The organism is Glycomyces sp. L485 (assembly GCF_022548875.1).
Classification (GTDB): Bacteria; Actinomycetota; Actinomycetes; order Mycobacteriales; family Micromonosporaceae; genus Glycomyces.
The window spans coordinates 193,461-218,903 of sequence record NZ_JAKZEW010000003.1 but is presented as its reverse complement, the minus strand read 5'-3'; the positions used below and the strand labels follow the sequence as shown (position 1 = coordinate 218,903).

Below are 25,443 nucleotides of genomic sequence, written 5' to 3'. Positions count from 1 at the left end.
TGGAAACTAGGGCGACGGCCCGCCGCTCACGGCTAGCCCGAATGAACTGGCCGTCGACTCCATTTACCCACGGGCCCTCCCGTCTCCCAAGGCTTCGGATGCGGACAAGCCGGCTGTCCGCATCGGCTGCTCCTCTCCTCAGCCCGGGCGAAGCTTCGGCCCATCCGTGCCTGCCTGCGCACCTCCGCACAGATGCCTCTCCGATCTCGAAGGTTCCTTCGTTGCGGACCGGCGTACGGTGGGGGCGTGAGTGACACGGACTCCGCCTCCTCGGCCAAATCCATCGCCTCCAAGGCGCTGACTCTCGATGAACTACAGGTCTTCGGCGACACACTTTTCTGGGTCGAGTCGGGGCATTCCGGATGCTCGATCACCAGGTGGTCACCACAGCATGGCGTTGAGGCACGCCAGTTCAGCGCAGGCAGTTCCGCTCACTCCTACGGTGGCGGGTGTTTCACCGTGACTCCTGAAGGCCTGTTCGCGGTCGAGAGTGCGTCGGGCCAGATCGTGAACCTCGAAACCGGCAGTCGGATCACGGACTATCCCGGCCAGTTCGGCGCCCTTTCACCGGCCGAGAATGCGCTCATCGCCGTCAGCGACTCGGGTTCGGTCGACCAGTTGGTCGAGGTAGATCCGCGCTCAAGAGCAGTGCGAACCCTGCATCAGGCCCCGTTTCTTTCCTCACCGGCGGTTCGCCATCGACGAGTTGCGTGGGCCCAGTGGCCGGAGGATGCAGCGCCTTGGAACCACTGCGAAATATGGATGGCTGACTACCATCCCGGGGAGAGCATCTCCTCCCCGGTCCGACTCGCCGGAGGTGCCGACGAGTCGGCCATTGAACCCAGATGGGGACCCGACGGCCAGCTCTACTTCCTAAGCGACCGCACCGGCTGGTGGAACCTGTACCGATGGAAGAACGGCGAGCCCGAGCCGGTCGCACCCGTGGAGGCCGACTGTGCAGCCGCGCCTTGGGAACTCGGCTATGCCAGCTATGCCTTCCTCCAGTCCGGACGTGTCGTGTTGCTCGCCAGGAAGGGACCACCTGCTCGGCTCCTTCTCGTGGAGAGGGACGGCGCGATCCGTGAGATCCCGCTGCCGTACACATCGATCAAGCCCTATTTGACGGCGCTCGATGAACGTGTCGCGCTGATCGGCTCCTCTTCCCGCACATCGGCACAGATCGCTCTCATCGACCCCGATGGCCGGGACGGTGACGTCGTTGTTCGAGCTTCCGAATCCGCCGTTCCGAACTCGACCGGACAGACATCCGAGATCCTCGACATCGAATCCGATGGGCAGGCGATCACCGTGGTCTGGCATCCCCCACGCGGTCATGTAGACGGACCGGTACCGGTGATCGTGCGTGCCCATCCCGGACCTACCCACCATGTTGAGATGCGGCTGGATGCAGACCTCTGGTACTACACCGATCAGGGCTTCGCGGTCATCGACGTTGATTATCGCGGCAGCACCGGTTACGGACGGGTGTTCCGCCGGTCCCTGTACGGCCATTGGGGAGAGTACGACGCGATCGACTGCGCGAGCGCGGCGCGATGGGCCATTGACACCGGCCGCTCTGCGGCCGGGATGACCTTCATCTTGGGCGCGAGCGCCGGCGGGTTCACTGCGCTGAATGCGGCCAGCCTCCCGGACAGCCCCTTCGCCCTGGCGGTCGCCAGGTCTGCCATCGTCGACCCGGCGAAGTGGATCGCCGCCACGCCCCGATTCCATCGCCCCAACGCTCGGGCGCTCAGAGGTGAACCCGTGCAGGCTGATCGGATCGGCATCCCGGTCCTGCTCATTCACGGCGATGACGACAAGGTCGTACCCGTTGACGACGTTGTGAAGCTCACTGAGGCGCTGCGCCGGATGAGGAAGCCCGTCGATCTCATTCGGTTCCCGGACGGTGGTCACTATCTTTCGGGAACTGCCGTCAAGACGAAGGTCCTTGAGGCCGAGGTGGAGGCGTTCCGCGCGGTGCTCAGCTCCGTGCATCCGAACTCGGGAACGAAGGGGTTACCGGGGCCGCCGACCTCGCGAACTCGAAGACGTCCTTCACGACTCCGACGTTCTGGTGCGGAAGCAGCTCCGCCAACATCTCGGCTAGCGCTTGCGACGCCCGGAACGACCGGAGCGTTCCACTGTCGCCGATGGCTTGTCTGGCGACCATGCCGGCTTGTTCGAGGTCGCCGGTTCGCGTCAGGCCAGACGCATGAAGTGCCGAGTCGATGACGCGTCTTCGAACGCGATCGAGGTTCAACAGCTCCAACGCCTTTGCGGCCTCATCGCGGGCATTCGCGAAGTCGCCGAGGTCAAAGAAGCAATGTGCACGCTCATCAGCTAGATCCGCCAAGCCGAAATAGGAGATCAGCTCCACCTCCCCGCCCGACGGTTCCCGGGTGAGCTGGTCTTCAGCGCGCCCCAGGGCCTTGACGCATTCCTCGCGCTCCTGCATCTTCGCGTGCGACCGAGCCTTGATCATCCACCAGACGGCCCCCTCGACCGGAGTCGTCCGGTCACCGACGCCGGTCAGCGCTGCTTGAGCGAGGCGCGCAGCTGACCTGGGGTGGCCGCATTGCATGGTGAGGTAGGCGAGGCTTGCGATCAGGTGGGCGCCGTGTCGGCGCTGGCCTGTCCTGAGGGCGATGTGGAGCGCCTTGTGATAGTGCCGCTGTGCGGCGGAGTCCGCGCCGAGGTCGACGGCGTTGTAAGCGGCCAGCTCCAAGACGCCAATCGCCGTCCTGGGGGTCCGGAGTGCAAAGGCCTCGAAGTCGGCTCCGAGATGAGCCAGAAGCTTCGGGTAGGTCGCACCTGCCCCTCGCACATGATCAGCCTGCCGCAACTCCGCCAACATCGATTCTGAAGTTTCGGAGTCGTCTTCTCGAGCGGATTCCCATGCCACGTCCATGAGCATCCAGTCCAGCACGATCGCATCGTTGAGTTCCGGCCTGAACTTCAATGGCGTCGATCCGGTCCGTGCTCTGAACGCCTGCTCGCGAGCCAGGAGCGGCCCAAGGCCCCGGAGCAATCCACCGGCCCCGAGCATGTCGTCAGCGCGCTCGATGAATTCGGCGGACGGATACCGCTCGCCCACTTCGACTTTCCTCAGGAGATCCGGCCCGATGTAGAGCCTTCCCGCCAGCTCGGCAGGTAGAACTCCCGCCTGCTCCCGCAGCGCGCGGAGCTGAGCACCGAAGTAGTCCAACAAAGACTCCGTCGGCGTCAGTTGTTTTTGCTTCTGCCCCATAGCGGCCCCGAATCACGGCTCGAACGCAATGTGCTCGCGATCTCACCATGCTATCGATTGTTCGCGCAGCGTGCCGCTGGGCCCACATGCGCCCCCGCAAGGCGCGTCTTTGCCTTCCCCAGTCCAGTGGCGTACTTGGGATCGCTGCGCCTCGGCTCGGTGAGCTGCCTCAGCGATCCATGTCCTGGAGCCAGACTTCTCCTGACGCCCATGACAACAGCAGCTCACGCTCCGAGGCTTTCCAATGGTCGAGGACCTCTCGGAGCCTGCTGCGTGTTTGAGGGTCGGATTGGGAGTAGCCAACGGCGAGCGCGGCGATCCAGGCCAGAGTGACTTGTCCGACCCAGCGTGAGCGGTGGAAACTCGGATTGTCGGCCCAGCCAAGGAGGTCTGCGGTCAGCTCAGGTTCTTTGGCTGCGCGGCGTCCGAGTTCGATGATCGCGCGGCCACGGTCGACGACCGAGGCGTTCTCGTCGATGGCGATGTCACGCAGGTGCCCGGTGGTCTTGGGCGTGAACTGGTCGTCCGGTTCGAACATGGTAACCCCTCGGTCCCGTAGATCTCGGTCTTCCGTTCCGCCATCAGCTGCGTGAGCTCGGCTGCGAGATCTGCTCGCCCGACTTGGTGGGCGTAGCCGATCTCCAACTTATAGGCGCGCTCCTCTGACGCCCACAGGAAGTCCTTGTCGTAGGCACCTTCGAAGCCTCTCCAGCCTGCATTCTTGTCATCCTGGACATGGCTCATTTCGTGACGCATCGCTGAGATCGAGGCATCATCGTCGATGACCAGCTGTCCTGGCTGACCGCGTCGCAGACCGGGAGTGTAGAAGATCGCGCCCGGCCGGTGGCGGATCTCGACCCCATACGACTCGGCGTCGTCGAGGTGCGCCTGCCACTCAGCGGGATGGGTTTGCCTGCCTGCACCAAGGGCTCGCATGGGATCCCCACTTGATCGGTACTGCCGACCAACTGGCGCTGAGCGTTGTCGGTCGCCAGCTTTCGGCACCTGGTCGGTGAGAGCACTTGATGTGGCTGCGACGTTGGGCGCGTTGCCCGATCCTCGAAGTGCCTCGGCCTGGGCTTGAATGTTCTCCACAAGCTCCGCGGCAGCAGCAAGGCCGGAGTGGAGCGCTTCCAGGTTGACCTTGATGGCGTTGACCTCATCGACTTTGCCGTCGACGCCGATCATCTTGAAGCCTTCGGCCAGATGGTCGGCTTCATCAATCGAGGCCGTGACGGTGGCTGCCGCCTGGACGATTGCATCCTTAGCGCGACCGATAGAACCCGACAGATCGTCGACCGATGCCACGCCACCTCCGCCAGTCGTAATTCTGAAGCAGCTCTTCGGGGTTCGAGCTGCCCGGTCCACGGTAATGGAACGCTTGCAGGCCCGCAATACCGCCAACCCCCTTGTCGGAACGGACTCCGCCGAGATCAGCGCTCATGTTCACGCCGACAGCCAGGCAGTTAGGCGTTGTTCGGCTCGGCGGCGTTGGAGTCCGACCGCGAGGGAGGTGTCGCCGGTCCTCGTGGCGATCGCGGTCAGGTATTCGCCGTCAAGTCGGGTGGCGCCGATCAGTTGAGCCTCGGCGTGGTCGATGACGCCGGCGGTGACGGCGTTGGCGAGCACGAGGTCGACGTGGCCGACTCCCAGGTGCTCAGGCTCTTCGAGAAGAAGTGCTTCTTCGGGTTCGTGGCGCTGTCGCCTGTTCGAGCGGCCGAGGGCACGGGCAGCGGTGTGGGCTGCTTGGCACAGCTGCGAGCAGATGGCACGGCGAGTGAAATCGACCGTGCCGATCGCAGCGAGGAACCCGCTGATCGCCTCGGCTTCGAGGTCGGCGCGTTCCGTTCCAGGGCTCTGGAGCTTGGCGCGGTTGACGGCCCGTCGCAGGCCGGGGACTGCGAGCCCGAGTAGGACCAGGTTCAGCTGTTCCGCGTCGTCGGCCTCGCGGACATTGAGGATCAGTTCCGCCCAGACTTGATCGCGGACGGGAAGCGGGGCGGTGTCGTCGAGGAGCCACCGGCGGAACCGCCGAGGCGCAGTCGCCGAGTCCGGCGTTCCCGGGCCGTGGTGGTCGCGGAGGGGCATCGGCCCCTCGATGCCGAGAAAATGGGCCTCGATGAGATTGAGCGGCAGCATGGCCGTACCTCCCTTAATTCGCGTTCGCCGTAGAGCGAGGGAACTCCATCGCGCCACGCTGTGCCCGGGCACGGCCATTCACAGGCGTTCACCGACGGTCACGGCCGAGAAATTCGGCGGTCACAGCCGTCTCAGTCGTATGGCATCGGCCCACGGGACGGAGTCGCGTGTGATCACTCGTGACCGCGCCCGGTCGTTCACAGCGCTCTCTTCGCCGGTCACAAGCGGCGGTTTTGGAGTGAACCGCCGCGAGGTGCGGCGGTTCGGGCCCGCTGCGCGGGGCTGCTTCCAGTCGAACCGTTCACTCGCACGACTGAGGAGGTGATGGCGTCTTCGCCGTCCCGCGCACGGGTCCGGGGTCCCGGCCGATCCCTGACCGGGACCCCTTCCAGGACTTTCTGGGAGGTGCGCTGTGGAACCTGCTGCCACCGAGACGAGGCCGGGCCGCTGGCGCCGCTTCGCCGCTCGCCCTGCGACCGTGTGGGGCGCGCGGCTCGCCCTGGCCGGCGCGCTCGTCGCCGGACTGGTCGCGGTCGACGCGGCCCCAGCGTTGGCGCAGACGACGACCGAGACAGTGACGTCGATGCTCAACCGGATCCGCAACTGGATCATGGGGCTGGCGGGGCTGTTCGCGGTCATCATGGCGACGATCGCCGGGATCAGGTACATGGCCTCGTCCGATCCGGCACAGACCGAGAAGGCCAAGTCGGCGCTCCGGGCGGCGGCGGTGGGGCTCGGTCTGGTGCTGTTCGCTCCGGTGCTGATCGAGATCCTCGAATACATGGTCGGCACCCACGCCTACGTGGACGACTGATGGCCGCCGGTATCTGGGATTCCGCGAAGCAGTGGGCGTTCGACGAACTGCGCGACACGAGTCTGGACCTGGTCGAGGCGATGGTGGCGCTGTCGCTGGTGGCGCTCAACCCGGTCTTCCCCGCGATCGCCACACCCTTGTCGTCCTCATTCCGGCTGCTGGTGATGGGGACCTACGGCCTGGCGGTGTGCATCGGCGCAGTGGTGGTGATGACCTCCGAGAGCCTTCAGGAGCGCTACTCGGCCCGCGAGATCGTCCCGCGCCTGATCGCCGGGTTCATGCTTGCCTACTTCGCGCCCAACATCATCTGGCTCGTCCAGGACTTCAACATCGAGATCACCGCTGCCTTCACCCTCGGGGAAGCCATGGGTGATTCCTTGGCCGGGGGCGACTTCCTTGACATGCTCAAGGTCGCCTCACATGATGCGCCTTCGGGTCTTGACTTCGGGGTCGCGGTCGTGCAGCAGATTGCTGCGTTCGTGCTGTGGCTGTGCATGCTCACGCGGAACATGGCGTGGTTCGTCGTCGCCGTCTTCGCGCCGATCGCGCTGGCGACGCACGCGCTGCCGTTCACCGAGGGCCTGGCGTGGATGTGGTGGCGGATGCTGTGGGCCTGCTTCTTCTCCTCGGTCGGGCAGGCGGCGCTGATCTGGGTGTGGATGAACATCTACACCGACCTCGACGACGTCGAAGTCCTGCTCACTTATTCGTTGCGCCCGTTCTACATGCTGGTGCTCACCTGGGTGGCCTGGCGACTCCACAAGGACCTGTTCGTCTGGGCGAAGGGCTCACCGCTGCGCCTGCCCGGCTCCAGGATGGCGAAAGCGGTCGTCGGCTCGGCCGTGGGCATCGCCCTGTTCAAGTTGAATCCGGTCGGGAAGCTCGCCGCCTTCGCGCTGGGCCGCTTCCGGAACCGTCGAGCCGTGCAGCAGCAGAACGTCTCGCCCGCACCGCCTCCGCCACCGGGACCGCGACCTCCGACGCCGCCCGGATCTGGACCGACTCCCCGCCCTCCGGGTCCCCGGCCGCGCCCGCAACCTCGTCCGGCACCGGTCGATCCGGCTCAGCCCGCTCTCGGTGGTCCGCCGCTGGCTGCCGGGGAGAACGCCGAAAACCCGCCGCGCCGCCCGCACCAGAATCCGGCGAGCAGTGAGCAGCTGCCGTCCGGTCCGCAGCGGCACGAGCTGGAAGCGCCCTCGGTGCGGCCTTGGCAGACCGGGGCGACTCCGGATCGGCCGCCGCAGCAGCCGAAAGCGCCGCCGACGGAGACCATCGCCCCCGTCCACGACAAGCGGCCCGCTACGACCTCCCGGGCACCTTCGGAGCCGTCGCGGTGGGAGCGGCTGCGCCGCCGTCACCGTGTCACGACCATTCCCCCGGAGCCGGCCCCGCCACACCCGAGCCCGAGTCGCCGCGTCGGGACCGGCACACCGGTGGTCATCGACGCCGAGCCGTCCACCAATGCTGACCCTTCGAGGAGGCGACCGTGAACACTCCCGCGCCGGTTCCAGTCCCGGCCGACATCGACATCCAAGACCGAGTCCTGTTCGGACTGACGGTGCGGCAGCTGCTCATGCTCGCCCCCTCCGGCCTCGCGGCGGGTCTGATCTGGCAATCGCTCAAGACGACCGTGCCGCCGGAACTGATCATGCCCTTGGCATTGGTGCCGGTGGCGCTGTGCGCGGTGGTGGCGATCGGCCGCGTGGACGGGGTCGGGCTCGACCGGCTCATCGCCGCAGCGGTCACCATGCCCCGGACGCCGCTCGCCGCCGGGCGGGGCGAGGCGGCCTCGCTGCGGATGGAACGGCGCGGCAAACCAGTCCCGCCTGCGGGGGTGCTCACCGGCCCGGTCCGCGAAGTGGCCGCAGATGGCTTGATCGATCTCGGGGCGGTCGGGTTCGCGCGGGCGGTCGATGTGCGGAGCGTGAACTTCGACCTGCTGGGGCCGGGCGAGCAGACGAGCATGGTCGCCGCGCTCGCCCGGCTGTGTTACGGCCTCGACGCCCACTTGCAGATCGTCGTCGCCACGCGACCGGTCGACCTTTCAGGCTACGTCGCGGCGCTCGACGACCACGCCGCCGCGCACACCAACCCGGCGGTAGCGGCCTCGGCCCGGACACATGCCGCCTGGCTGGCCGGCCTGGTGCGGACCCAGGGATTGCTCGATCGGCAGATCACCGTCGTGGTGACCGCGAAGAGCGCCGAGACGGCCGACCGCGCAGCAGGTGCAGTAGGTGACTTCGCCGCCGCGATCGGCGCGGATTGGACGTTGCTCGATCGGGCCGGGCTGTGCGAGCGGGTTCGCGCCGGGGTCGATCCGTTCGGCACGCCGGGGAGGCGGATCGCATGAGCGGCATGGCATGGCTGCGCGGCTTGTGGGGCGGCGGTGAGTCCTTCGACGCCTCGGTCGAGTTGTGGCCGGACGCGCTGGTGCCGGAGGCGCGCCGCGTGCAGACCGGCGACGGGTGGGCGGCCACGCTCATCCTGGTCGGCTGGCCCGGCATGGTGTCCTACGCCTGGGCCGAGCCCTTCATCGACCAGGCCACGCGGCTCGAAGTCACCATGCACCTCGACGGTGTCCCGGCCGAGATCGCCGCCGCGCGGCTGCGCAAGCAGCGGGCCCGGATGGAATCGACGCAGCGGTATGTGGCCGCGAAAGACCGGCTCGACGATCCCCAGCTCGACGCCGCTGCCCAAGACGCGGCCGGACTCGCCGCCCGGATCGCGCGCGGCGACACCCGGTTGCACGCCATGAGCGTGTACGTCACCGTGCACGCCCCCACACCAGAAGCACTGGACCGATCGTGCGCGCGGCTGCGGGCGACGGCGGCAGCGATGATGTGCGACCTGCGCCCGGCGACATACCGGCCGCTCCAGGGCCTGACCTCCACCGTCCCAGTCGGGATCGATGCGCTCGGGGCGCGCCGTACGGTCGACACCGACACCGCCGCCGCGAGCTTCCCGTTCGGATCCCCGGACGTGCCCGGACCGGTCGGCGACCGGGCGGTCCTCTACGGGCTCAACGCGATCAGCGGCGCGCCCGTGCTGTGGGACCGGTGGGGTGAGCACAACTACAACTCCGTCATCGTCGCCCGCAGCGGCGCGGGCAAGTCGTACTTCGCCAAGACCACGCTGCTGCGCGAGCTCTACCAGGGCACATCGGTCACCGTGATCGACCCCGAGGGCGAGTACCGGGCCCTCGCAGGAGCGGTCGGCGGCACGGTCACCACGCCCGGCGCGGCCGGCGAGCCGATCAACCCCCTCGCACTCCCGACCCAGGCGAGCCCGGAGGACCTGACGCGCCGCAAGCTCTTCTGCGCCACCGTCATCGAAACCGCGCTCGGCGAGGCGCTGTCGAGTACCGAAGCGGCGGCGGTGGACGCGGCGGTCGGTGCCGCCTATGCCGCCTGCGGAATCAGCGACGACCCCGCGACGTGGCGGCGCAAGCCCCCCACGATGCCCGACGTGTCCGCCCTGCTGGCCGAGTCCTCCGAGACCGGCCGGAGTCTGGCCGCTCGCCTCGCCCCCTTCGTGACCGGCGGCGGCTTGTCGAGCCTGCTCGCCGGGCACACCGAGCATCCTGCCACCGCCGGGTCCGGGAGCCTGCACGTCTTCGACCTCTCCTCAGTCCCCGAGGAGATGGCGGCGGTCACCACGCTCGTCGTCCTCGACGCGATCTGGCGCTCACTGCGCACCGACGGCGTCCGGCGGCTCGTGGCGGTGGACGAGGCGTGGCTGCTGCTACGCGACGGCGCGGGCGCGGCGTTCTTGTCGAGATTGGCAAAGTCGGCCCGCAAACGCAACGCGGGGTTGATGGTCATCACCCAGGACGCTGACGACTTGCTGTCAACCTCGCTGGGGCACACCGTCATCGCGAACGCGGCAACGCAAGTGCTGCTGCGGCAGGCACCGCAGTCGATTCAGGCGGTGGCGAGCGCGTTCGCGCTCACCGACACCGAGGCCGACCTGCTCGCCACCGCCCGCAGGGGCGATGCCTTGTTGTTGGCAGGACAGACACGGGTGGCGTTCTCCACCATCGCCGCGCCCGAGGAGCACCGGTTGTGCCTGACCGGTCTCGAAGCGCTCGACGGCGAGCAGTGGTGAGGTCGATGCGCCGAATCGCCTCATGTCTCGTCGCCGTGGTCATCACCGTGTGCTGCTGCGCGGTCGGCGTCGTTGGCGCCGCAGCCCAGACCCTGACCTCGTGGTTCGGGTTCGGATGGTTCGCCGGGTGCTCCGTCGACGCCGTCACCGTTGCGGCCGACCTCGAACGCGATTTCGCCGCCTACGGCCAAACTCAGATTGCGCATGCGGTCACCATCTACGTCACCGGTGCCGACCTCGGGCTGTCCGAGCGGGCCGTCGTCATCGCGACCGCGACCGCCATGCAGGAATCCGGACTGCGCAACCTTGCTAACCCCAACCACCCCGCCTCACTGGAGCTCCCGAACGACGGCACCGGCTACGACCACGACTCACTCGGTCTGTTCCAGCAGCGCCCCGCCTCCGGCTGGGGCAGCGTCGACGAACTCATGGACCCCGCCACAGCCGCCGCGAAGTTCTACAATGCCCTCGTCGACGTCGACGACTGGGAGACCCGCCCGCTGACCGAGGCCGCCCAACTCGTGCAGATTTCGGCGTTCCCCGACGCCTACGCCAAGCACGAGGAGACCGCCACCGCGATTGTCGAGGGCGTCACCGCCCGCATCGACTGCGACCGCGCGGCAGGATCGGTCATCTCGGCCGAGGGTTGGACGCATCCGCTTCCCGGCCACGTCGTCACCTCGGGATTCAGAACTGCTGAGAGGCCCGGCCACGATGGTGTCGACTTTCCTGGCACGAAGGGCACACCGATTCTCGCGGCGGGATCCGGCGTAGTGGTGAAGGTCCGCTGCAATGCCTACACCGCCTCCGGCGAGCCCTACTCCTGCTATGTGGACGGCTCACCCGAGGTCCGCGGCTGCGGTTGGTATGTCGAGATCGCCCACCCTGACGGCACGCTCACCCGCTACTGTCACCTGTTGTCCGAGCCCGATGTAACGGTGGGCGACGCGGTCGCGGCCGGACAGGTCATCGGCGAAGTCGGCTCCTCCGGGCGCTCCTCCGGCCCTCACCTGCACTTCGAGAGCCACAACCGTGCCGAAAATCCTTCGGAATCCTCGGCAACTCCACCCCTCGACTTCATGGCCGCGCGCGGCGTGACCCTCCAGGAGTATCCATGATGGACTCACTGCTGGCACTGCCTTCGGCCTGGATCATACTCACCGCCGGCCTCGGCCTCATCGCGGTCGGCACTATCCGCCTTATCCTGCATCGGCGCGACGCACGGACCTGGACTCCGGGATCTCAGTATGTACATATCGCCGCCCCACCGGAGGTCGATCCCCGTGGGGCCGAGGCGCTGTGGGCACATCTGGGGGCGATCAGCCGCTCCCCGTGGCAGCGGTTCTGGCGCGGCCAGCCGCACGTGGTCTTCGAATACCGCTTCAGCACGGGCGCGATGACGGTCCGGCTGTGGCTGCCCTCATCTCTCAGCGCCGGAATCGCTGCCGATGCGGTCCAGGCCGCATGGCCCGGGGCGCGCTGCACCGTCGCCGACGCCGAGCCGCCGCTACCCGAGGGCGAGCACCGGCCCGGTGGACGCCTGGTCTGGTCGGGCTTCGCCGACACTCCGGTCGCGACAGACGCGCCAGTAGACCGGGTCCGGGGTCTCATCGCCGCCGGGCTCTCCGGACGACGGAATACGGTCGCCATCGTCCAGATCGCGGCCCGCCCCGCCTCTCCGCGGGAAGTGCGCACCCTGCGGCGCACCGCCGACGGCGCGCACCACCACCGGACCGGGCTGCTGGACGAGGTCCTGGACCTGTTCGGACTCGGCGGACCGAAGACCACCGGATCCGTCCGCGAGCCGACCACGGTGGCGCGCCACCGCCGTACCGCCGCCGATCGGATCGGCGGGCTACTGTGGGCGACCGGCGTCCGCTGGGCCGTCACCGGCCCCGACGACGTCAAGACGCAAGCGGCCGAATCGCACGCCGCCCGGCTCGGCGGCGCGGCCAGCGCGCTCACCGGGGCCACGGGCATCCGCCGCCGCCCCTCCTCCAGCAGCGCCGCGTGGTGCAACACCTGGGCACCCGACAGTGCGATTGTTTTGACCTGCGCCGAGATCGGGGCGCTCGCGCACCTGCCCTCGGACGAGGTCGTTCCGGCGCTGGAGCGGGCCGGGGCCCGCAGCGTCGCCGCGCCAGTCGGCGCTAATTCCGGCGGCAGGAACACCAAGACGCTCGGCGTCGGCGCCGACGGCCGCAGGCTGGCGATCAGCGTCGTCGACGGCCGCCACCACACGCATGTGGTCGGGCCGACCGGCTCGGGTAAGTCGGTGCTGCTGCACCACTTGATCATGGGCGACGTCCGCGCCCGCCGGCCGGTGGTCGTCATCGACCCCAAGGGCGACCTCGTCGATGACGTCGTCGCAAGTCTCGATCCGGCCACTGCGAAGAACCGGCTGGTCCTCATCGACCCTGCTCAGCGAGGCCCGCATCCAGGCATCGATCCGCTCGCCGGGCTGGACTCCGAGGTCGTGATCGACCACTTCACTGGCATCTGCCGCCGTATCTGGGAGCGGCATTGGGGTCCCAGGGCAGATGACATTCTCAGGAACTCGCTGCGCACGCTCTTCGTCGCCGGGGACCCGGCGCTGCGGCATCTGCCGAGTCTGTTGACCAATAAGGCCTACCGGGCGCCGCTGGTGGCCGCGATCGATGACCCGATGGTGCTCGGCGGGTTCTGGAACTGGTTCGACCAGCTCTCGCAGACCGTGCAGTCCCAAGCCGCGGGGCCGGTCCTCTCTCGCATTCGCGCGCTGCTCGGGCATGAGTTCGTGCGCGACACCATCGGCTCACCCGAGCGCGCCTTCGACCTCGAAGCCGCGCTCAACTCGGACGGGATCGTACTGGCGCGGCTTCCCAAGGGCGTCCTCGGTGACGACACCGCACGGCTGCTCGGGTCGGTGTTGACCGCGAAGGTCTGGCAGGCGGCCACCGCCCGCGCCCGCCTCCCCGAGGCGAAACGCCGGGACGCCACCCTGTACCTCGACGAATTCCAGAACTTCCTCAATCTCCCGTACGCCGTCGAGGACATGCTTGCCGAAGCTCGCGGCCTCCACCTCGGCATGGTCCTGGCCCACCAGCACTGGGCCCAGCTCGACCGGGACCTCCAGTTCGCCGTCTCCGCCAACGCCAGGACGAAAGTGTTCTTCGCGACCAGCCCCGAAGACTCGCGCCTGCTGGCCCGGCACACCGCCCCGAACCTCTCCGAGCACGACCTCGAACACCTGCCCGCGTTCACCGTCGCGGCCCGCCCCTTCCACGACGGGCGCACGCTCCCGGCCTGCACGCTCACCACCCTGCCTCCGGCCGAACCGGTCGGCCAGACCGACATCGTCCGGGCCCTGGCCGCTGCCGAGCCCGCTTTCACCCCGCAGTCGTCGAAATCTGCGGGCCGCAACCGTTAGGAGAACGAACAATGACCGCCGCCAAGCAGCAGGGCACCGCCGTCGACTTCGCCGGGCTCTATCCGCGCTTGACTGAAAGGGACATCGCGATCGTCGATGCGCTCGCCGTTCACAAGATCCTCACCGCGCCGATGATCACCGCGATCTGGTTCACCTCGGAGTGGACGGCGCGCCAACGCATCCTCACCCTCACCGAGCTCGGCGTGCTCGCCCGGTTCCGGCCCGGGCACCGTGCGGCCTACCGCTACACGCTCGGCGAATGGGGCCACGCGATCTGGGCGATGCGCAATGCCGAGAAGCCCCCGACCCGGCAGTGGTGCTCGTGGCAGATGCAGCGGCTCGCCGTCTCCCGCCACCGGGCTCACCTCGAAGCAGTGAACGCCTTCGCCGCCTGCCTCCACGCCGACGCCCGGCACTCCGGCGGCGTGTTCACCATCGCCCAATGGCTTGCTGAGACCGAAGCCGCCGAGGCATGCTCGGGGCAGCTGCGCCCCGATGCCGGATACGTCCTCAAGTGGCGCGGCGGACCCGAGCTGCGGGCCTGGCACGAACACGACACCGGCACCGAGACCCACACCCAGCTCATCGCGAAGCTGCGCCGCTACGTCCGCTACCGGCCGCTCGACGGCGGCCGGTCCCGCACCGTCCTATTCACCCTGCCCAGCCGGGCCCGCGAAGACCACTTCCACGCCGGAGCCGCCCGCGAAGCGCTGGAGTTCCCCGTCGCCACAGCCCTCACCACCGAAGCCGGAGCGCGTCCGACCGGATCGCACTGGCGGCTCATCGGCTACGGCAAGCGACTCACCCTCGCCGAGATCGCCCACCGGTCCGAACTGCCGTAGGCGAACCTGCCACGACCGACCCTTACGGCCAGGTCTAACAACCTGGCCTTACGGCCTGCCCCACGCCCGGTCCCATGACAACACCACCCCGAACACAGCCCGAAACCCCAGGCAGCACCCCCTATTCCGGCCTCGAAGCGAACCCGAAATCATATCCCCAGAACAGCAGGGCACCGAATCGCTCTCGCCCTCGGAGGGCAAGTTGCTGCACTCGGCGGTGCGACACTTCGCGTCTAGGGGTCCGGCTACACAGCCTCTGACCAGCTACGCAGAGTTCTTGGCTTCAGAGTTGGCCTGCCTGTTCAGCGGCCTCCAGTCGTTCGCGCGTCGTTCTGCCCGTTCAGGGATTGGACCCATAACCGTGAACCCGAGCGCCTGCACCGTGAACTGACGATGCGCGTTGCGGATGAGCTTGAGCAAGTCAATCACCTTGGAGGAGTCCTCGCGGATCGCACCGTGCGTCAACAGGTCGCTCAAGTCGGCGATACTCAACAACGACTCGAAGAGGTTGACCTCGATGATCCCCGCCGATTGTGCTGTGCGAGCAATCTCGCGAAGGTCGATCCCGCCCACGTTCCCGGTGAGCTTATAGAGCCGTCGTTCATGAACTGGCGAAGCCCGTTCATCCCCGCAACCCGAGCGACGACCGGAGGCCCATCGTTCACCGTTTGAAACAGCGCGTGATCGAAACCAAATTTCTCAAGCTCCCACGAGACCGTTTCTTCGGGAGGGGCGATCTGGTCTCCCTCAAGGACTTCCTGAACATCTCGCGTTTCCTGCTCAGATTCTTGCGACAGCGCGGAGGCGTCTGCGATCATTCCACGCCACACGAGTTCGCCGCCTGGGAACGAGAGCCGTTCCAGCGGGAGCGCGATCAGCTTCGAGAGGGGCTTGCGGAAGACCAGCACGAGCACCACGACAGCGAGCGGCCAGACGAGGACTTCCGTCAGAGCGGCGACGAACTCCATCCAGTTCATCCGTTGAGGATTCCACACGGTGAGCGGCGGCCTGGAGGACGGCAAGCGGTCATTTCCCGAGCGAACCCCAGCGGTCGAGGGCCGTACCCGGCCCTCGGCTTATGCGGCCTTGGTCTCCGACTTGGGCTTGCTCTCAGCCTTCTTGGCAGCGCCGTTCTTCGAGCCATCCGAGCTGAGCGACGAAGAATCCTTCGACCTCATGTCGTTACTTGCAAACCCGGACCCCTCTGCCTTCCCGCTCCCCATATTTGGGCATTGGTTCCGCTGACATTCTGGGGCCTCAGGTCCCTCCATTGCCGAGACATTCGGGCTTGTGACCGCTTGTGAACGGCTGTGATCGCTTGTGACCGTGCATTTCTCCTGCTCAATGGCTACGGTCGGAGCATCACACCACGTTTGACGTAATCCCCGCTTCGGAGCCCGCTCCGTCTACCGGTGACTGAACCGGATGTGGATCGCCCCACCGGGACACCGGTCGGGCCCACACGACAGCCACCAGACGCAGCGCCTCTGTGAGCCGACCGCCCACGCGCGGCCAATCACGCAGCCCGCACGGGCCGCATCCACCACGCACACCCTGAGCCGACCGCTCGGGGTCATCGCCATGCCCGCGAATCGATTGGAGTCTCTTCATGGACATCGCCCACCTCGCCATCGGCCAGACGGTCCGCCTTCGCCCGGCCATCACCATCCCGACCGGCAAGGGCCGCTTCACCGACTTCATCTCTCCGAGGTTCGTCGAAGCCGTCGTCGCCGGCTTCACCCCGGGCCCCAACCCGCACGCCGTCCTGGTGAACCTCCCCGTCCCCGGCCCTTGGAACTCCCCGCAATGGGCCTACCCGGACAGCCTCCACCGCATCGGCTGCGACTGCCTCGAATGCGACCTCGACGCCCCGCGCGACCCGCTCGCCGTCATCGTCGCTGCAAAGAAGCGCACCCGCGTCGCAGGGTCCTGATCGAACGCCTGGACTCGTTCCAGTCGTAGACACCAACCGCAAACAGTCATCAGCCACACCCAGCCCAACCGGGCGCTCACACAGAAGGGAATAGCCATGTCACAGCACACCGCGCCGATCAAGATCAACGGCCCCGGCGACCTGGTCGCCGTCGTGCCCCACCTGCTCGGCTTCGCTCCGGAGTCGAGCCTCGTTGTCCTCGGCCTCAACGAGAGCGGCCTCCAATGCACGTTCCGCGTCGACCTGCCCGAGTGGACCGAGGATGCCGATCAAGTACGCGACCTTGTCGCCCAGCTGACGCGCAACAACTGCGGCCAAGCCGTCGCGATCGTCTACGGGCCCGAGCCGATCGCCCTGGCCGTCGCCTCGGTCACCGGCCGCAGGCTCGACGCGGCGGGGATCGCCGCGCTCGACATCCTCCGGGTCGATCAAGGACGCTACTGGGCGCTGACCTGCGATGAGTCGTGCTGTCCACCCGAAGGCCGACCGGTCCCGCAACTGCCCGAGGCGGTGCTCTCGATCATCGCCGCAGGCGGTGTCGCCCGGCCCGATCGGGCCGCCGTCGCCGCGCTGCTTGACCCGGCGGGCGCCGATTCCCGAACGGCGGTCGCCGCAGACGTCAACCAGTTTCGCGAGGACGAAGCACAGCGGGACCGGGTCGCTTGGCGGCGCCGCGAGCTGGAGTACCTCAACCAGTGGTGGGAGTTCCCCGTCCTGCCCTGGCCCGCGGCGATTGCGCGTCTGGGACTGGCGCTCGCCGACGTCGAGCTCCGCGACCATGTGCTGTCCGATATCGCGACCCACCCGGACCGGGCTCGGCTCGACCTGTGGATCTGGGTGGCCCGCCACCTGGAGGACGACCTGGTCGCCCCCGCTGCCACGGTCGCCGGATTCGCCGCCTACCGCTGCGGCAACGGGGTGCTCGCCCTGGAGGCGTTCGAAGTGGCCTTGCGTGCCGACCCGTCCTACCGGCTGGCCCAGATGCTGCTGTCGGCGCTTCAGTCCGGTCTGCCGCCCGCCACGCTCGCCACCATCGGCGAGTCGGGCAGCGAACGGCGACTCAGCGAGTAACCGCCAGCGCCACGGCTGCCCACGCGGCCAGGAGGAATGGTCCCAGCGGCATCCGGTGGGACCGTCCGTGCTGTCGCCAGCGCAGGAGCGCGACGGGCAGGGCGAGGGCGAAGCCGAGGACGAGCCACCAGGCGACCGAGGCGATTGCGATCATGCCCAGCGGCGCGGCGTAGACCTCGGCGATGACGACATCGCCCTTGGCGAGGCCGCCGCCGGAGAGCAGCGCGACCGGTCCGAGGGCCAGCAGCGCGATGGCCGCGCCGAGCAGTGCGCCGACCAGAGGTGTCCGCCCGTCCTCGACGAGGAAGTCCCAGACGAGGACTCCGGCGAGCGCAGCGGTGAGCACGTAGGTCATCCAGAACGGCAGGCGGCGGGTGACCGCGTCGCACAACGTGATGCCGGGCGCGGCGGCAGCGAAGAGCAGCAGCGCCGATTGTTCCACCAGGCCGAGTGAGGTCGTGCCGCTCAAGGCGAGCGTGAGCGCTACGGCCGACAGCGCCGCCGCAATCGACCACAGCACCCGTCCGTTCCGGGTGCGAAACGACGGCCTTGGCAACCGTCTCGGCACCGTCGTCCAAGCGGCCGCGATGAACGGCAGCGCGGCGACCAGGGCGAGCAGGGCCGCAGTCCAGGGGTGCATCGCTCCAGGCTACCGAGACTCACCGCCCGCAGCAGGGTCCAAATCCCTATCCCGCCATGCCATCGCATCAACGAGAGGAATCCATCCATGAACCACCCGCATACCCCTGTGTCCCTGGAGCCAGGGCAACGAGTCGCGGCCAGGCCCTGGTTGTGGTTGCCGGCCCCCGGCGCCGCCGCGGTCAACACGCTCGCGCCGTACTACTGCCCGGCGACGATCGAGAGCACCCTGGTCGATCTGGTGGAGGTCGCCTTCGACCGCCCTCAGTTCGAGGTGTGGCCGCAGCGGCAAATGGTTGCCCCGGTTGACCTGCACCCCTGGCCGCACCACTGCCGCGAGTGCCGGGCCACGGCCGCGCCGCTCGACCCGGCCAGCGACATCGCCGCTTTGCGACGCCGCTGCGCGGCGCTCGAAGCCGAACGCGATGCCCTCAGGGCCGAGCTGTTCGCCACCCGCGCCACGCTCTCGGTCCCCGCCTGAACCCGTCCCGTCCTCGATGGCCGCAGCCTCCCGGCTGCGGCCATCGCCGTCTCCCCATCCGAATCGCCTCGAACAGGAAGACCGCCATGTCCCATCTCAACAGCCACGAACGGCCGTGCCGTCTGTGCGGCATGGACACCATCGTGCCCGGCCGGATCTGCTGGACCTGCCGCCGCATCGCCCACGACGCCGAAGCCGACGCCTCGGGCTTGCCCGCTGCCGCTCCCGGAGCTCTCAAACCCCTGTGGGGCGTCGTCCTCGGCCGCCACATTCTCCGGCGCGCCGTAGCCGACCGGAACCACAACGGACTCACCCCGCTCGAACCGGCTGGGGCCGTCGTCGTCGAATTCGAGCACCCCGACACCGGCTCGACGTTCGCCACCCTCACCACCGAGGCCTTCGACGCGACCGACCTGCCCCGGCTGCGCCGCTACGCCGGACTCGGCCCCTCCGAGCGCGGCGAGCGGCTGCGCGTCCACGACGGCAGGCGACTGTTCAGCGACCGGGTCGCCGAACGCATCCGCGCCGCCGGACCGAAACGACCGGCCGAGGGCTGAACCCAGCCGCTACACGGCATCCCCATCTCCGGTCTCGACGTCCTGTCGGGGCCGGCTCGCCATGTCCACCACCGCACCAGAAAGAGGAGAACAACATGGACACCAGCAACCACGACCTGAGCTCACTCGCACGCAGCCAGCCACGACCCGAACTCGACCCCGATCCGGCCCTGCGCGTCCAGGTCCGCGCCGAATGGTTCCGCCGAGCCCTCGGTTTCGCGCGTGTGCCGATCCCGGCGAAGCACCCGAGCCGCGAACTCCGCGCGGTCCGGCTCGACGCCGACGAGGAGCAGTTGACGCTCACCGGATTCGACTACAGCCATGCCCTGGCCGTCTCCTTCGAGGCCAAGCATGGACCGCTCCACCGCAGCGGCACCGCCGCCGTCGATGCCGCCCGGCTGGCCGCCGCGCTCGACCTCGTCGGCGGAGAGAGCGTCGAATTCACCGCAGCCGGAAAGGCCATCACCGTGATGGCCCCCGGTTGCACGGTGGTCCTGGCCGCCGTACCGCTCGACCGGTGCCCGACCCCGCCGCAGCCGAGCGAGGACGCCGAACGCATCACCGGCGGCGTCCTCGATGGCGCGGCGCTCGCCGCCGCCGCCCGCTCGGCCGAGATCGCCGAAGCCGGACCCGCTCGCGGCGACCGGGCGGCGGTCCGGGTCCGCATCGACGCTTCGGGCGTCCAGGCGTGGGCTACCGCGACCTACGCCGCGACGGTCCAAACCATCGAGCCCACTACCGACATCGGCGACCGGAACGGGATCGATGTCGTCATTCCCGCCGAGTCCGTCAAGGCACTGGTGAAGCCCTTCGCCGACATGACCGGAGAGTGGAGCGCTGCCCAGGTCGCCTGCGGTTCGGGCCGGTGGCTGGAACTGCGCCACGGCCAGGTCACCAGCCACATCAAGATCCTCGCCACCGCCGTCGAGGACGTGTCAGTGATCAGCCGGTACTTCGACGAGCGGGTCCAGGCCAGTGCCACGCAGTCCAAGAAGTCGCTCACTTCCCGCGCCCGCGCGGCCAAGGGCGACAGCTTGGAGTTGTCCGAGGTGGCCGAGTTCTGGGGCCTGCGCCGCACGGTCGACCGGCGACTGTTCAAGAAGGCCCTGGCGACCCTTCCCGACGGGGAAGTCACCCTCGCCCTCACCACCGGCAACCGGCTCCTGCTCACCGCGCCCGGTGCGCGCACGGTCGTCGCGACCGCGCCGCTCCAGTAGCCCCGATGCCTCCATCGGCGGGCCGTCCAACGGCCGCCTCAATCCGACCTATTCGGGAAGGAGGGACCGTCTTATCGATCCCGACGCCGCACGCGAACGCATCCGCGACCTCCAAGTACAGCCGCGCGATCGGACGTTGACGTCCGAGCAGCGCGCCGGGCTCCGCCAAGAACTCGCCGAGATCCGAGCCGGGCTGGCCCAGTGGCTGGCCCGCGGCGGATTCCCGCCAACCGACCGCACCAACCGATCACGAAAGAAGAGAGGACAGCCCGATGGCTGACAACAACCGCGACAAGGTCCTGGCCTGCCTCACCGAGGCCGCAGAGCCCCTGTCCATCCGCAACCTCACCGCCACCACCGGCCTGGCGACCAGCGACGCCAAGGCCGCCTTGGAAGAGCTCCAGTCCGCGGGGCAGGTCGAGGCCGCTGGCTCCGGCCGTTCGCAGAAGTGGTCCCTCACCTCGCCCGCCGAGCCGGAGGCCGCCGAACCGGTCGCCGAGGCGCCGGCTCCCGAGGTCCCCGACGAGTCGCAGGCCGCCGAATCGGTCCCCGACACCCAGGAGAGCGAGTCCCCGACTGAGGAGAACGGGGAAGACGACGAGGGGGAGACGACCGCGCCCGCCCCGGTCCAGGTCGACGCGGAGATGGTCTTCACCGCGACGATGCTCGACCAGTTTGCAAGCGTCGGCGAGCCGTTCGACATCGAGTGGTTCGCCCGGAACTGCGGGAAGGCGACCACAGCCGAGCGGACCCGGCTGCTGCGCACCCTGTGGGCGCTCGGCGAGCATGGCTTGGTCACCAAGTCCGACCCGAACGACGTCGACGGCGGCGAGTGGACCGTGACCATCGAGGGGATCGCGGCGACCGTCGTCGCGCAGCGGCTCCAGACCGCCGACGCGCCCGAGGAGATCGAGGTCCGCATCGTCAAGCGCATGCCCTGGGCGAACGGCGGCACGAAGGGCAACCGCAGCCGGGGCGACCGCACCCGGAACGACACCAAGCCCGCCCGCACCAGGGGCGAACTGCGAAAGCAGATCGACGCGGTCCTGGACGAAGGCGCGATCGAGCAGCCGTTCACCCCCGCCGGGGTGGCCGACGCGGTCCGGGCCGCTGACGCGCACCACCGCGAGGCCGACCCCAACGCCGTCAACAACTACCTCAAAGAGCTCGTCATCGCGGACAAGCTCGCCGACGCCACCGCCGAAACCGGCCAGCGCTCCTACCGCCTGGCCTGAACCGACACCACCCGCACACGCAGGGCCGATAGCGATCCGCTATCGGCCCTGCGCCGTCCCGAAAAGGAGGAACACGATGGGACGCAAGCAGTACACCGACGAAGAGAAGGCCGAGTTCAGGGCCCGCGACCAGGCACTCGCCGAAGCCGCTGACGCCGCCCTGGCGGCACCGGACGCCGGGGAACGGGCGACGGCGCTCGCGCTCCGGTCGCCGAAACTGGCCGCCTACAGCCCCCGCAACCTGATGATGCTCGCCCACCAGGCCGAAGAGGCCGGGATCGAGCTGACTGACATCGACACCGGCCGCGGCTGGAAGGAACGCGGCAGGACCATCCGCAAGGGCACCAGGGCGGTCCTGCGGATCGTCTACCCGATCCAGCAGACGAAGGCGCACAAGGCCGACGCGGACGCCGACGGCGACGAGGGTTCGACCCTGTTTCGGACGAAGGCCGTGTTCGAGCTGAGCCAGACCGAGGAACAGGCCGACCTGGTTCCCGATCCCGACGCCGCGACCGATGCCGAGGCGGACCCGTCCGCGATCTGGCGCGAACGGCTCGACCGCGAGGCCGGCAAGCTCGGTCTGTCGGTCGTCGACAACGCGACCAGCGACGGGACGGTGAGCGCCGAGCTCGACACCGAAGCGGGCGCCGTCACCGTCGCTGCCGACGACCCGCGCTCCCCGGCGGCGCTCAGCGCCCTAGCGCAGCGCCTCGCCGAGGCCCGGACCTCAGTGAAGGCCGACCGCACCCAAGCCCGACCCGCCAGGGACCGGAGCGGGATCGACGAGGGCACCGTCCTCGAATTCGACTGAACCCGGCGGGGCCGCGTATGTCGCGGCCCCGCCTTCCCCTGTTTGGAGGCATCGTTGGGACGCATCACCATCACCAGCCGGTCGGCCCCGCAACTGGGCCGCACCCGCGCCGACTTCCACGACGACTGGACGCTCCCGGCCACCTGCTACCGGCTCGACGGGCCGCGCATCAGCGGCACGGTCACCGTTTGGGCCGAGGCCGAACCCGCGTTCGACCACCCGCCGGTCCTCGAAGACTGCGACGTCCACGTGCTCCTCGGCCACGGCGACCCGCACCGGCGGCACTACAACTTCGTCGACCGCAAGGACTTGGACGACCCCTTGACCGTCAACGGCGTCGAGATCGCCCGTCACCAGACGAGCACGTACTTCCACCCGCTGCTGCTGGCCGACGCGGACCGGTGCGGCGGATTCCTCAGCTGGAACCTGCCGGACCGGACCAGGGAGAGCGCCACCACGCTCCTGCGTTTCGTCGCCCTCCACTGGGTCCGACGCGACCCCGAATACCTCGTCCACTGCATCAACGCCACCAGTCGAGGACTCGGCCGCTGGCAAGCCGAGCGCCGCAAGCGTATGACGCGCCTGCATCGCGGCATCCTCGACGACTACCAGGCCCTCGAACGCCTCCGCGCCGTCGGCTACGACGCCCACCTCTACCGGCTCGCCCCACCACCCGGCCCACGCTCCGAGGAAGCCGATTCCGCGAACGACACCACCACCAAGACATAACTGCCACCCCGCGCACGCCCGCCGAGCCGACCGCTCGGCGGGCGTTTCCGCTACCTGAGAAAGGACCCGCCCCCATGCGCCACGACATCATCGCCACCGAACCGGCCGGTTTCAACTGGCTCGCCACCGACACCGTCTGGGACCGCGACCCGGCGCTATACCGGACGGTCAGCCGCGCCGCCGCCCAAATCCGATGGCACAGCACCACCGTGCGCCCCAGCGCCGCCGCATCCCGCCGCATGCTCGCGCTCAACTACCTGGGCTCCGGCCTGATCGCCGCCACCGGCGCAGCTGAGCCGACCCTGTGGCTGAGTCGCGCCAAGCCCTACCGCACCAAGCCCGTCCCGTTCACCCTCACCGGCATCCGGGAGATCACCGCCGAAGGCGTCCGCGCCCTGCTGCTGCTCACCGACGACCGGGGTACCGTCCCCATCGCCTTGTCCGAGCAACGCCTCCCCGGTCCCGGTGCCGAATCTCCTTGCGTCGCCGCTCATAACCGGTGCCCCGGACGAGACTGCGACGACCGGCCCTGCCCGTGCTCGTGTGGATGCCACTGGCCCGACCGGCTCACCGTCTACCGCCATCTGGTCGTCGGTGACGAGGCCACCGACCCGGCTTGGCAGTGGCCCTTTACCGTCACCGCCGACCCCGAACCGGACGAGCACGGCGGGCTCTCCGTCGAAGTCTGCGGGGACGATGAGCAGGTCTCCGAACTCGTCTTCCGGGGGCCGACAGAGCCGGTGATCGTCCACAACTCCTGGCGCCCCGACCGGAACGCCCGTGAGACCGCCGGGCCCGAACCGCCCGCCTGACCCGCCCCTCCATTCCTGACGCGACGCCCCGCCTGGACCGCGGGGCGGCGTTCACGCACGTCCATCGCCACCGTCTTTTGAAAGGCCTATCAGCATGTCCAGCGAACCTTCCATCGTCACCGCCGAGGCGTACTGCCTCACCGTCGCCGCGACCGCCACCCTCGACCACGCCGTCCACCACCTGCACGCCGCTCCCGCCGAGTCCTTGGCCGAAGCCTGGCAGCATCCCGCATGCCTGTTCGCCACCCCACCGGGGCAGGCCCTCACCGAAAACGACCTCGACACCGGTGGCGGCCGGCAGCCCCCGAGCAGGCACGTCCTCGACCGCACCGGCCTGCACGCCTTCGCCCGCGAGCTGACAGCGCTCGGGTTCCACGCCGGTGCCGAGACGGTTTGGGACGACACCACCGGGCTCTCCTTCCTCGACGACTCGCGCAGACTCAGCCTGTTGACGCTCTCCGTCCCCTGCACTCTCACCGCCGCCACCGTCATCGACGAGGACGACGGAGCATCGAGGGCCGTCATACTCGACCGGTACCCGATCCCGGCGGGCCGCTACCTGTTCTGCGAGATCATCACCGCCGCCGGAACCCGGGCCCACCTTCACGGCATCTGGGCCTGTCCCGGCGAAATCACCGTCGAAGCCCTGGCCGACATCGAAGGATTCGATGCCTGGCAGATCAGCGCCGACTGCTCTTCCTGCAATCGGTCCTGGATCGCCTGCGCCGGATCGTGGTGGTTCAACCCCGATCCCGACGACGTCGGCAACGACCTCGAATGGCACTACGAGGACGCCACCGGCCATCGCGACAACACCATCGACTGCCCGATCGGCTGGTGCCCCGGCCGTGTCGTCTTCACCGTCTAGGAGACCGGCATGAACGCTGAGTAGCTCACGATCACCGTCTGGCGACGGACCTATCTCCCCTGGGAGGACGACGCCGACGAACCCGAACTGAAAACCGAAGAGGCAGAGCACGTCGCCTTCATCGACATCGCCGAGGACGACGTAAAGGACCCCATCGCGGCCGCCGCCGCATTCCTGTCCGGCAACCGTAGTCTCGGCAGCTGCTACTTCGCCGCCATCGAGGCCTCCGTCTAGGGGCCGCCCGACTGCATCGACGCCCGAACCTGGTACTCATCGGAGACGTGCATCGACCCGTACAGCGGTGAACGCGAGGAGATGACCGCGCATCTCAAAGGGCTCACCGATGAGGAGGCCCGCGCGATCTGCACCGAGGTCTTCGGCAAGCTCTCGACGTAGTCTCCACCGGTGTCCCGAGCCCAAGCTCGGGACACCGTCTCTCATCGGTGAAACGCAGCGGTCAGGCTCCCGGCGAACAGGCAAAATGCCCCATGGCCGGAGGCCGTGGCCTCGCATGACCTCCAGGCTGTGTCCCCCG

General features: G+C 68.6%; 23 protein-coding genes and 1 pseudogene. 18 read left to right on the top strand and 6 right to left on the bottom strand.

Features of this window, described 5'->3' with window-relative positions; translation table 11 throughout:
• Window positions 1–192: 192 nt before the first annotated feature.
• Window positions 193–1,971: pseudogene (locus L0U85_RS03450) on the top strand (prolyl oligopeptidase family serine peptidase); the annotation flags it as partial.
• 10 nt (window positions 1,972–1,981) lie between these two features.
• On the opposite strand, the gene L0U85_RS03445 reads toward L0U85_RS03450, so the two are convergent.
• The 3 genes from L0U85_RS03445 to L0U85_RS03435 form a co-directional block, all read right to left on the bottom strand.
• Window positions 1,982–3,247 (bottom strand): helix-turn-helix transcriptional regulator, encoded by a 1,266-nt coding sequence (locus L0U85_RS03445; RefSeq protein WP_241376334.1) that lies wholly within the window; start codon window positions 3,245–3,247, stop codon window positions 1,982–1,984.
• A 396-nt stretch (window positions 3,248–3,643) separates the two neighbouring features.
• Complete coding sequence (locus L0U85_RS03440) at window positions 3,644–4,555, bottom strand: hypothetical protein (protein WP_241376332.1); 912 nt, start codon at window positions 4,553–4,555, stop codon at window positions 3,644–3,646.
• A 138-nt stretch (window positions 4,556–4,693) separates the two neighbouring features.
• Window positions 4,694–5,386, bottom strand: coding sequence for a hypothetical protein (locus L0U85_RS03435; RefSeq protein WP_241376330.1), 693 nt, complete (start codon window positions 5,384–5,386; stop codon window positions 4,694–4,696).
• A gap of 412 nt (window positions 5,387–5,798) precedes the next feature.
• Here L0U85_RS03435 and L0U85_RS03430 point away from each other — a divergent pair, with 412 nt between their 5' ends.
• The 7 genes from L0U85_RS03430 to L0U85_RS03400 are packed head-to-tail and all read left to right on the top strand — an operon-like array spanning window position 5,799 to window position 14,555.
• A complete protein-coding gene (locus L0U85_RS03430) occupies window positions 5,799–6,200 on the top strand; it encodes an Mbov_0395 family pilin-like conjugal transfer protein (protein WP_241376328.1) in 402 nt (133 codons plus the stop codon).
• Window positions 6,200–7,690, top strand: coding sequence for a hypothetical protein (locus L0U85_RS03425; RefSeq protein ID WP_241376325.1), 1,491 nt, complete (start codon window positions 6,200–6,202; stop codon window positions 7,688–7,690). Before L0U85_RS03430 ends, L0U85_RS03425 begins: the two co-directional genes overlap by 1 nt.
• Window positions 7,687–8,550 (top strand): PrgI family protein, encoded by an 864-nt coding sequence (locus tag L0U85_RS03420; protein WP_241376323.1) that lies wholly within the window; start codon window positions 7,687–7,689, stop codon window positions 8,548–8,550. The genes L0U85_RS03425 and L0U85_RS03420 overlap by 4 nt, the downstream gene beginning before the upstream one ends.
• Window positions 8,547–10,304: a DUF87 domain-containing protein gene (locus L0U85_RS03415; RefSeq protein ID WP_241376322.1), complete on the top strand. Its 1,758-nt coding sequence runs from the start codon at window positions 8,547–8,549 to the stop codon at window positions 10,302–10,304. The genes L0U85_RS03420 and L0U85_RS03415 overlap by 4 nt, the downstream gene beginning before the upstream one ends.
• A 5-nt stretch (window positions 10,305–10,309) precedes the next feature.
• On the top strand, window positions 10,310–11,422 hold the full coding sequence (locus L0U85_RS03410) for a M23 family metallopeptidase (protein WP_241376319.1): 1,113 nt from the start codon (window positions 10,310–10,312) through the stop codon (window positions 11,420–11,422).
• Window positions 11,419–13,713 (top strand): TraM recognition domain-containing protein, encoded by a 2,295-nt coding sequence (locus tag L0U85_RS03405; RefSeq protein ID WP_241376318.1) that lies wholly within the window; start codon window positions 11,419–11,421, stop codon window positions 13,711–13,713. The genes L0U85_RS03410 and L0U85_RS03405 overlap by 4 nt, the downstream gene beginning before the upstream one ends.
• Before the next feature lie 11 nt (window positions 13,714–13,724).
• Complete coding sequence (locus L0U85_RS03400) at window positions 13,725–14,555, top strand: replication-relaxation family protein (RefSeq protein ID WP_241376316.1); 831 nt, start codon at window positions 13,725–13,727, stop codon at window positions 14,553–14,555.
• A gap of 264 nt (window positions 14,556–14,819) precedes the next feature.
• Here the strand turns inward: L0U85_RS03400 and L0U85_RS03395 are convergent, their stop codons facing one another.
• Window positions 14,820–15,032, bottom strand: coding sequence for a hypothetical protein (locus L0U85_RS03395; RefSeq protein ID WP_241376314.1), 213 nt, complete (start codon window positions 15,030–15,032; stop codon window positions 14,820–14,822).
• Window positions 15,033–15,043: 11 nt separating this feature from the next.
• Window positions 15,044–15,523 carry a hypothetical protein gene (locus tag L0U85_RS03390; protein WP_241376311.1) on the bottom strand — a complete coding sequence of 160 codons (480 nt, stop codon included), beginning with the start codon at window positions 15,521–15,523 and terminating at the stop codon, window positions 15,044–15,046.
• A gap of 641 nt (window positions 15,524–16,164) precedes the next feature.
• On the opposite strand from L0U85_RS03390, the gene L0U85_RS03385 reads away from it, so the two are divergent.
• Together L0U85_RS03385 and L0U85_RS03380 are read left to right on the top strand one after the other, a co-directional pair.
• Complete coding sequence (locus L0U85_RS03385; RefSeq protein ID WP_241376308.1) at window positions 16,165–16,488, top strand: hypothetical protein; 324 nt, start codon at window positions 16,165–16,167, stop codon at window positions 16,486–16,488.
• 96 nt (window positions 16,489–16,584) lie between these two features.
• Complete coding sequence (locus L0U85_RS03380) at window positions 16,585–17,559, top strand: DUF4192 domain-containing protein (protein WP_241376306.1); 975 nt, start codon at window positions 16,585–16,587, stop codon at window positions 17,557–17,559.
• Here the strand turns inward: L0U85_RS03380 and L0U85_RS03375 are convergent.
• Window positions 17,549–18,199, bottom strand: a complete 651-nt coding sequence (locus L0U85_RS03375; RefSeq protein WP_241376304.1) for a hypothetical protein — start codon at window positions 18,197–18,199, stop codon at window positions 17,549–17,551. The genes L0U85_RS03380 and L0U85_RS03375 overlap by 11 nt on opposite strands.
• An 87-nt stretch (window positions 18,200–18,286) precedes the next feature.
• Here L0U85_RS03375 and L0U85_RS03370 point away from each other — a divergent pair, with 87 nt between their 5' ends.
• From L0U85_RS03370 to L0U85_RS03335, 8 genes are all read left to right on the top strand, one after another.
• On the top strand, window positions 18,287–18,679 hold the full coding sequence (locus L0U85_RS03370) for a hypothetical protein (RefSeq protein WP_241376303.1): 393 nt from the start codon (window positions 18,287–18,289) through the stop codon (window positions 18,677–18,679).
• 86 nt (window positions 18,680–18,765) lie between these two features.
• A complete protein-coding gene (locus L0U85_RS03365) occupies window positions 18,766–19,236 on the top strand; it encodes a hypothetical protein (protein ID WP_241376301.1) in 471 nt (156 codons plus the stop codon).
• A 95-nt stretch (window positions 19,237–19,331) separates the two neighbouring features.
• Complete coding sequence (locus L0U85_RS03360) at window positions 19,332–20,453, top strand: hypothetical protein (protein WP_241376299.1); 1,122 nt, start codon at window positions 19,332–19,334, stop codon at window positions 20,451–20,453.
• A gap of 272 nt (window positions 20,454–20,725) precedes the next feature.
• Window positions 20,726–21,688, top strand: coding sequence for a hypothetical protein (locus L0U85_RS03355; protein WP_241376298.1), 963 nt, complete (start codon window positions 20,726–20,728; stop codon window positions 21,686–21,688).
• Between the two features lie 76 nt (window positions 21,689–21,764).
• Window positions 21,765–22,499, top strand: coding sequence for an ArdC family protein (locus L0U85_RS03350; RefSeq protein ID WP_241376296.1), 735 nt, complete (start codon window positions 21,765–21,767; stop codon window positions 22,497–22,499).
• Window positions 22,500–22,553: 54 nt separating this feature from the next.
• The gene (locus tag L0U85_RS03345; protein ID WP_241376294.1) at window positions 22,554–23,228 is read left to right on the top strand and encodes a hypothetical protein; all 675 of its coding nucleotides are present in this window, start codon (window positions 22,554–22,556) and stop codon (window positions 23,226–23,228) included.
• Between the two features lie 74 nt (window positions 23,229–23,302).
• Window positions 23,303–24,040, top strand: a complete 738-nt coding sequence (locus tag L0U85_RS03340; RefSeq protein ID WP_241376292.1) for a hypothetical protein — start codon at window positions 23,303–23,305, stop codon at window positions 24,038–24,040.
• 94 nt (window positions 24,041–24,134) lie between these two features.
• Entirely contained in the window at window positions 24,135–24,908 is a 774-nt protein-coding gene (locus tag L0U85_RS03335; protein WP_241376290.1) for a hypothetical protein, read from the top strand.
• Window positions 24,909–25,443: the final 535 nt, after the last annotated feature.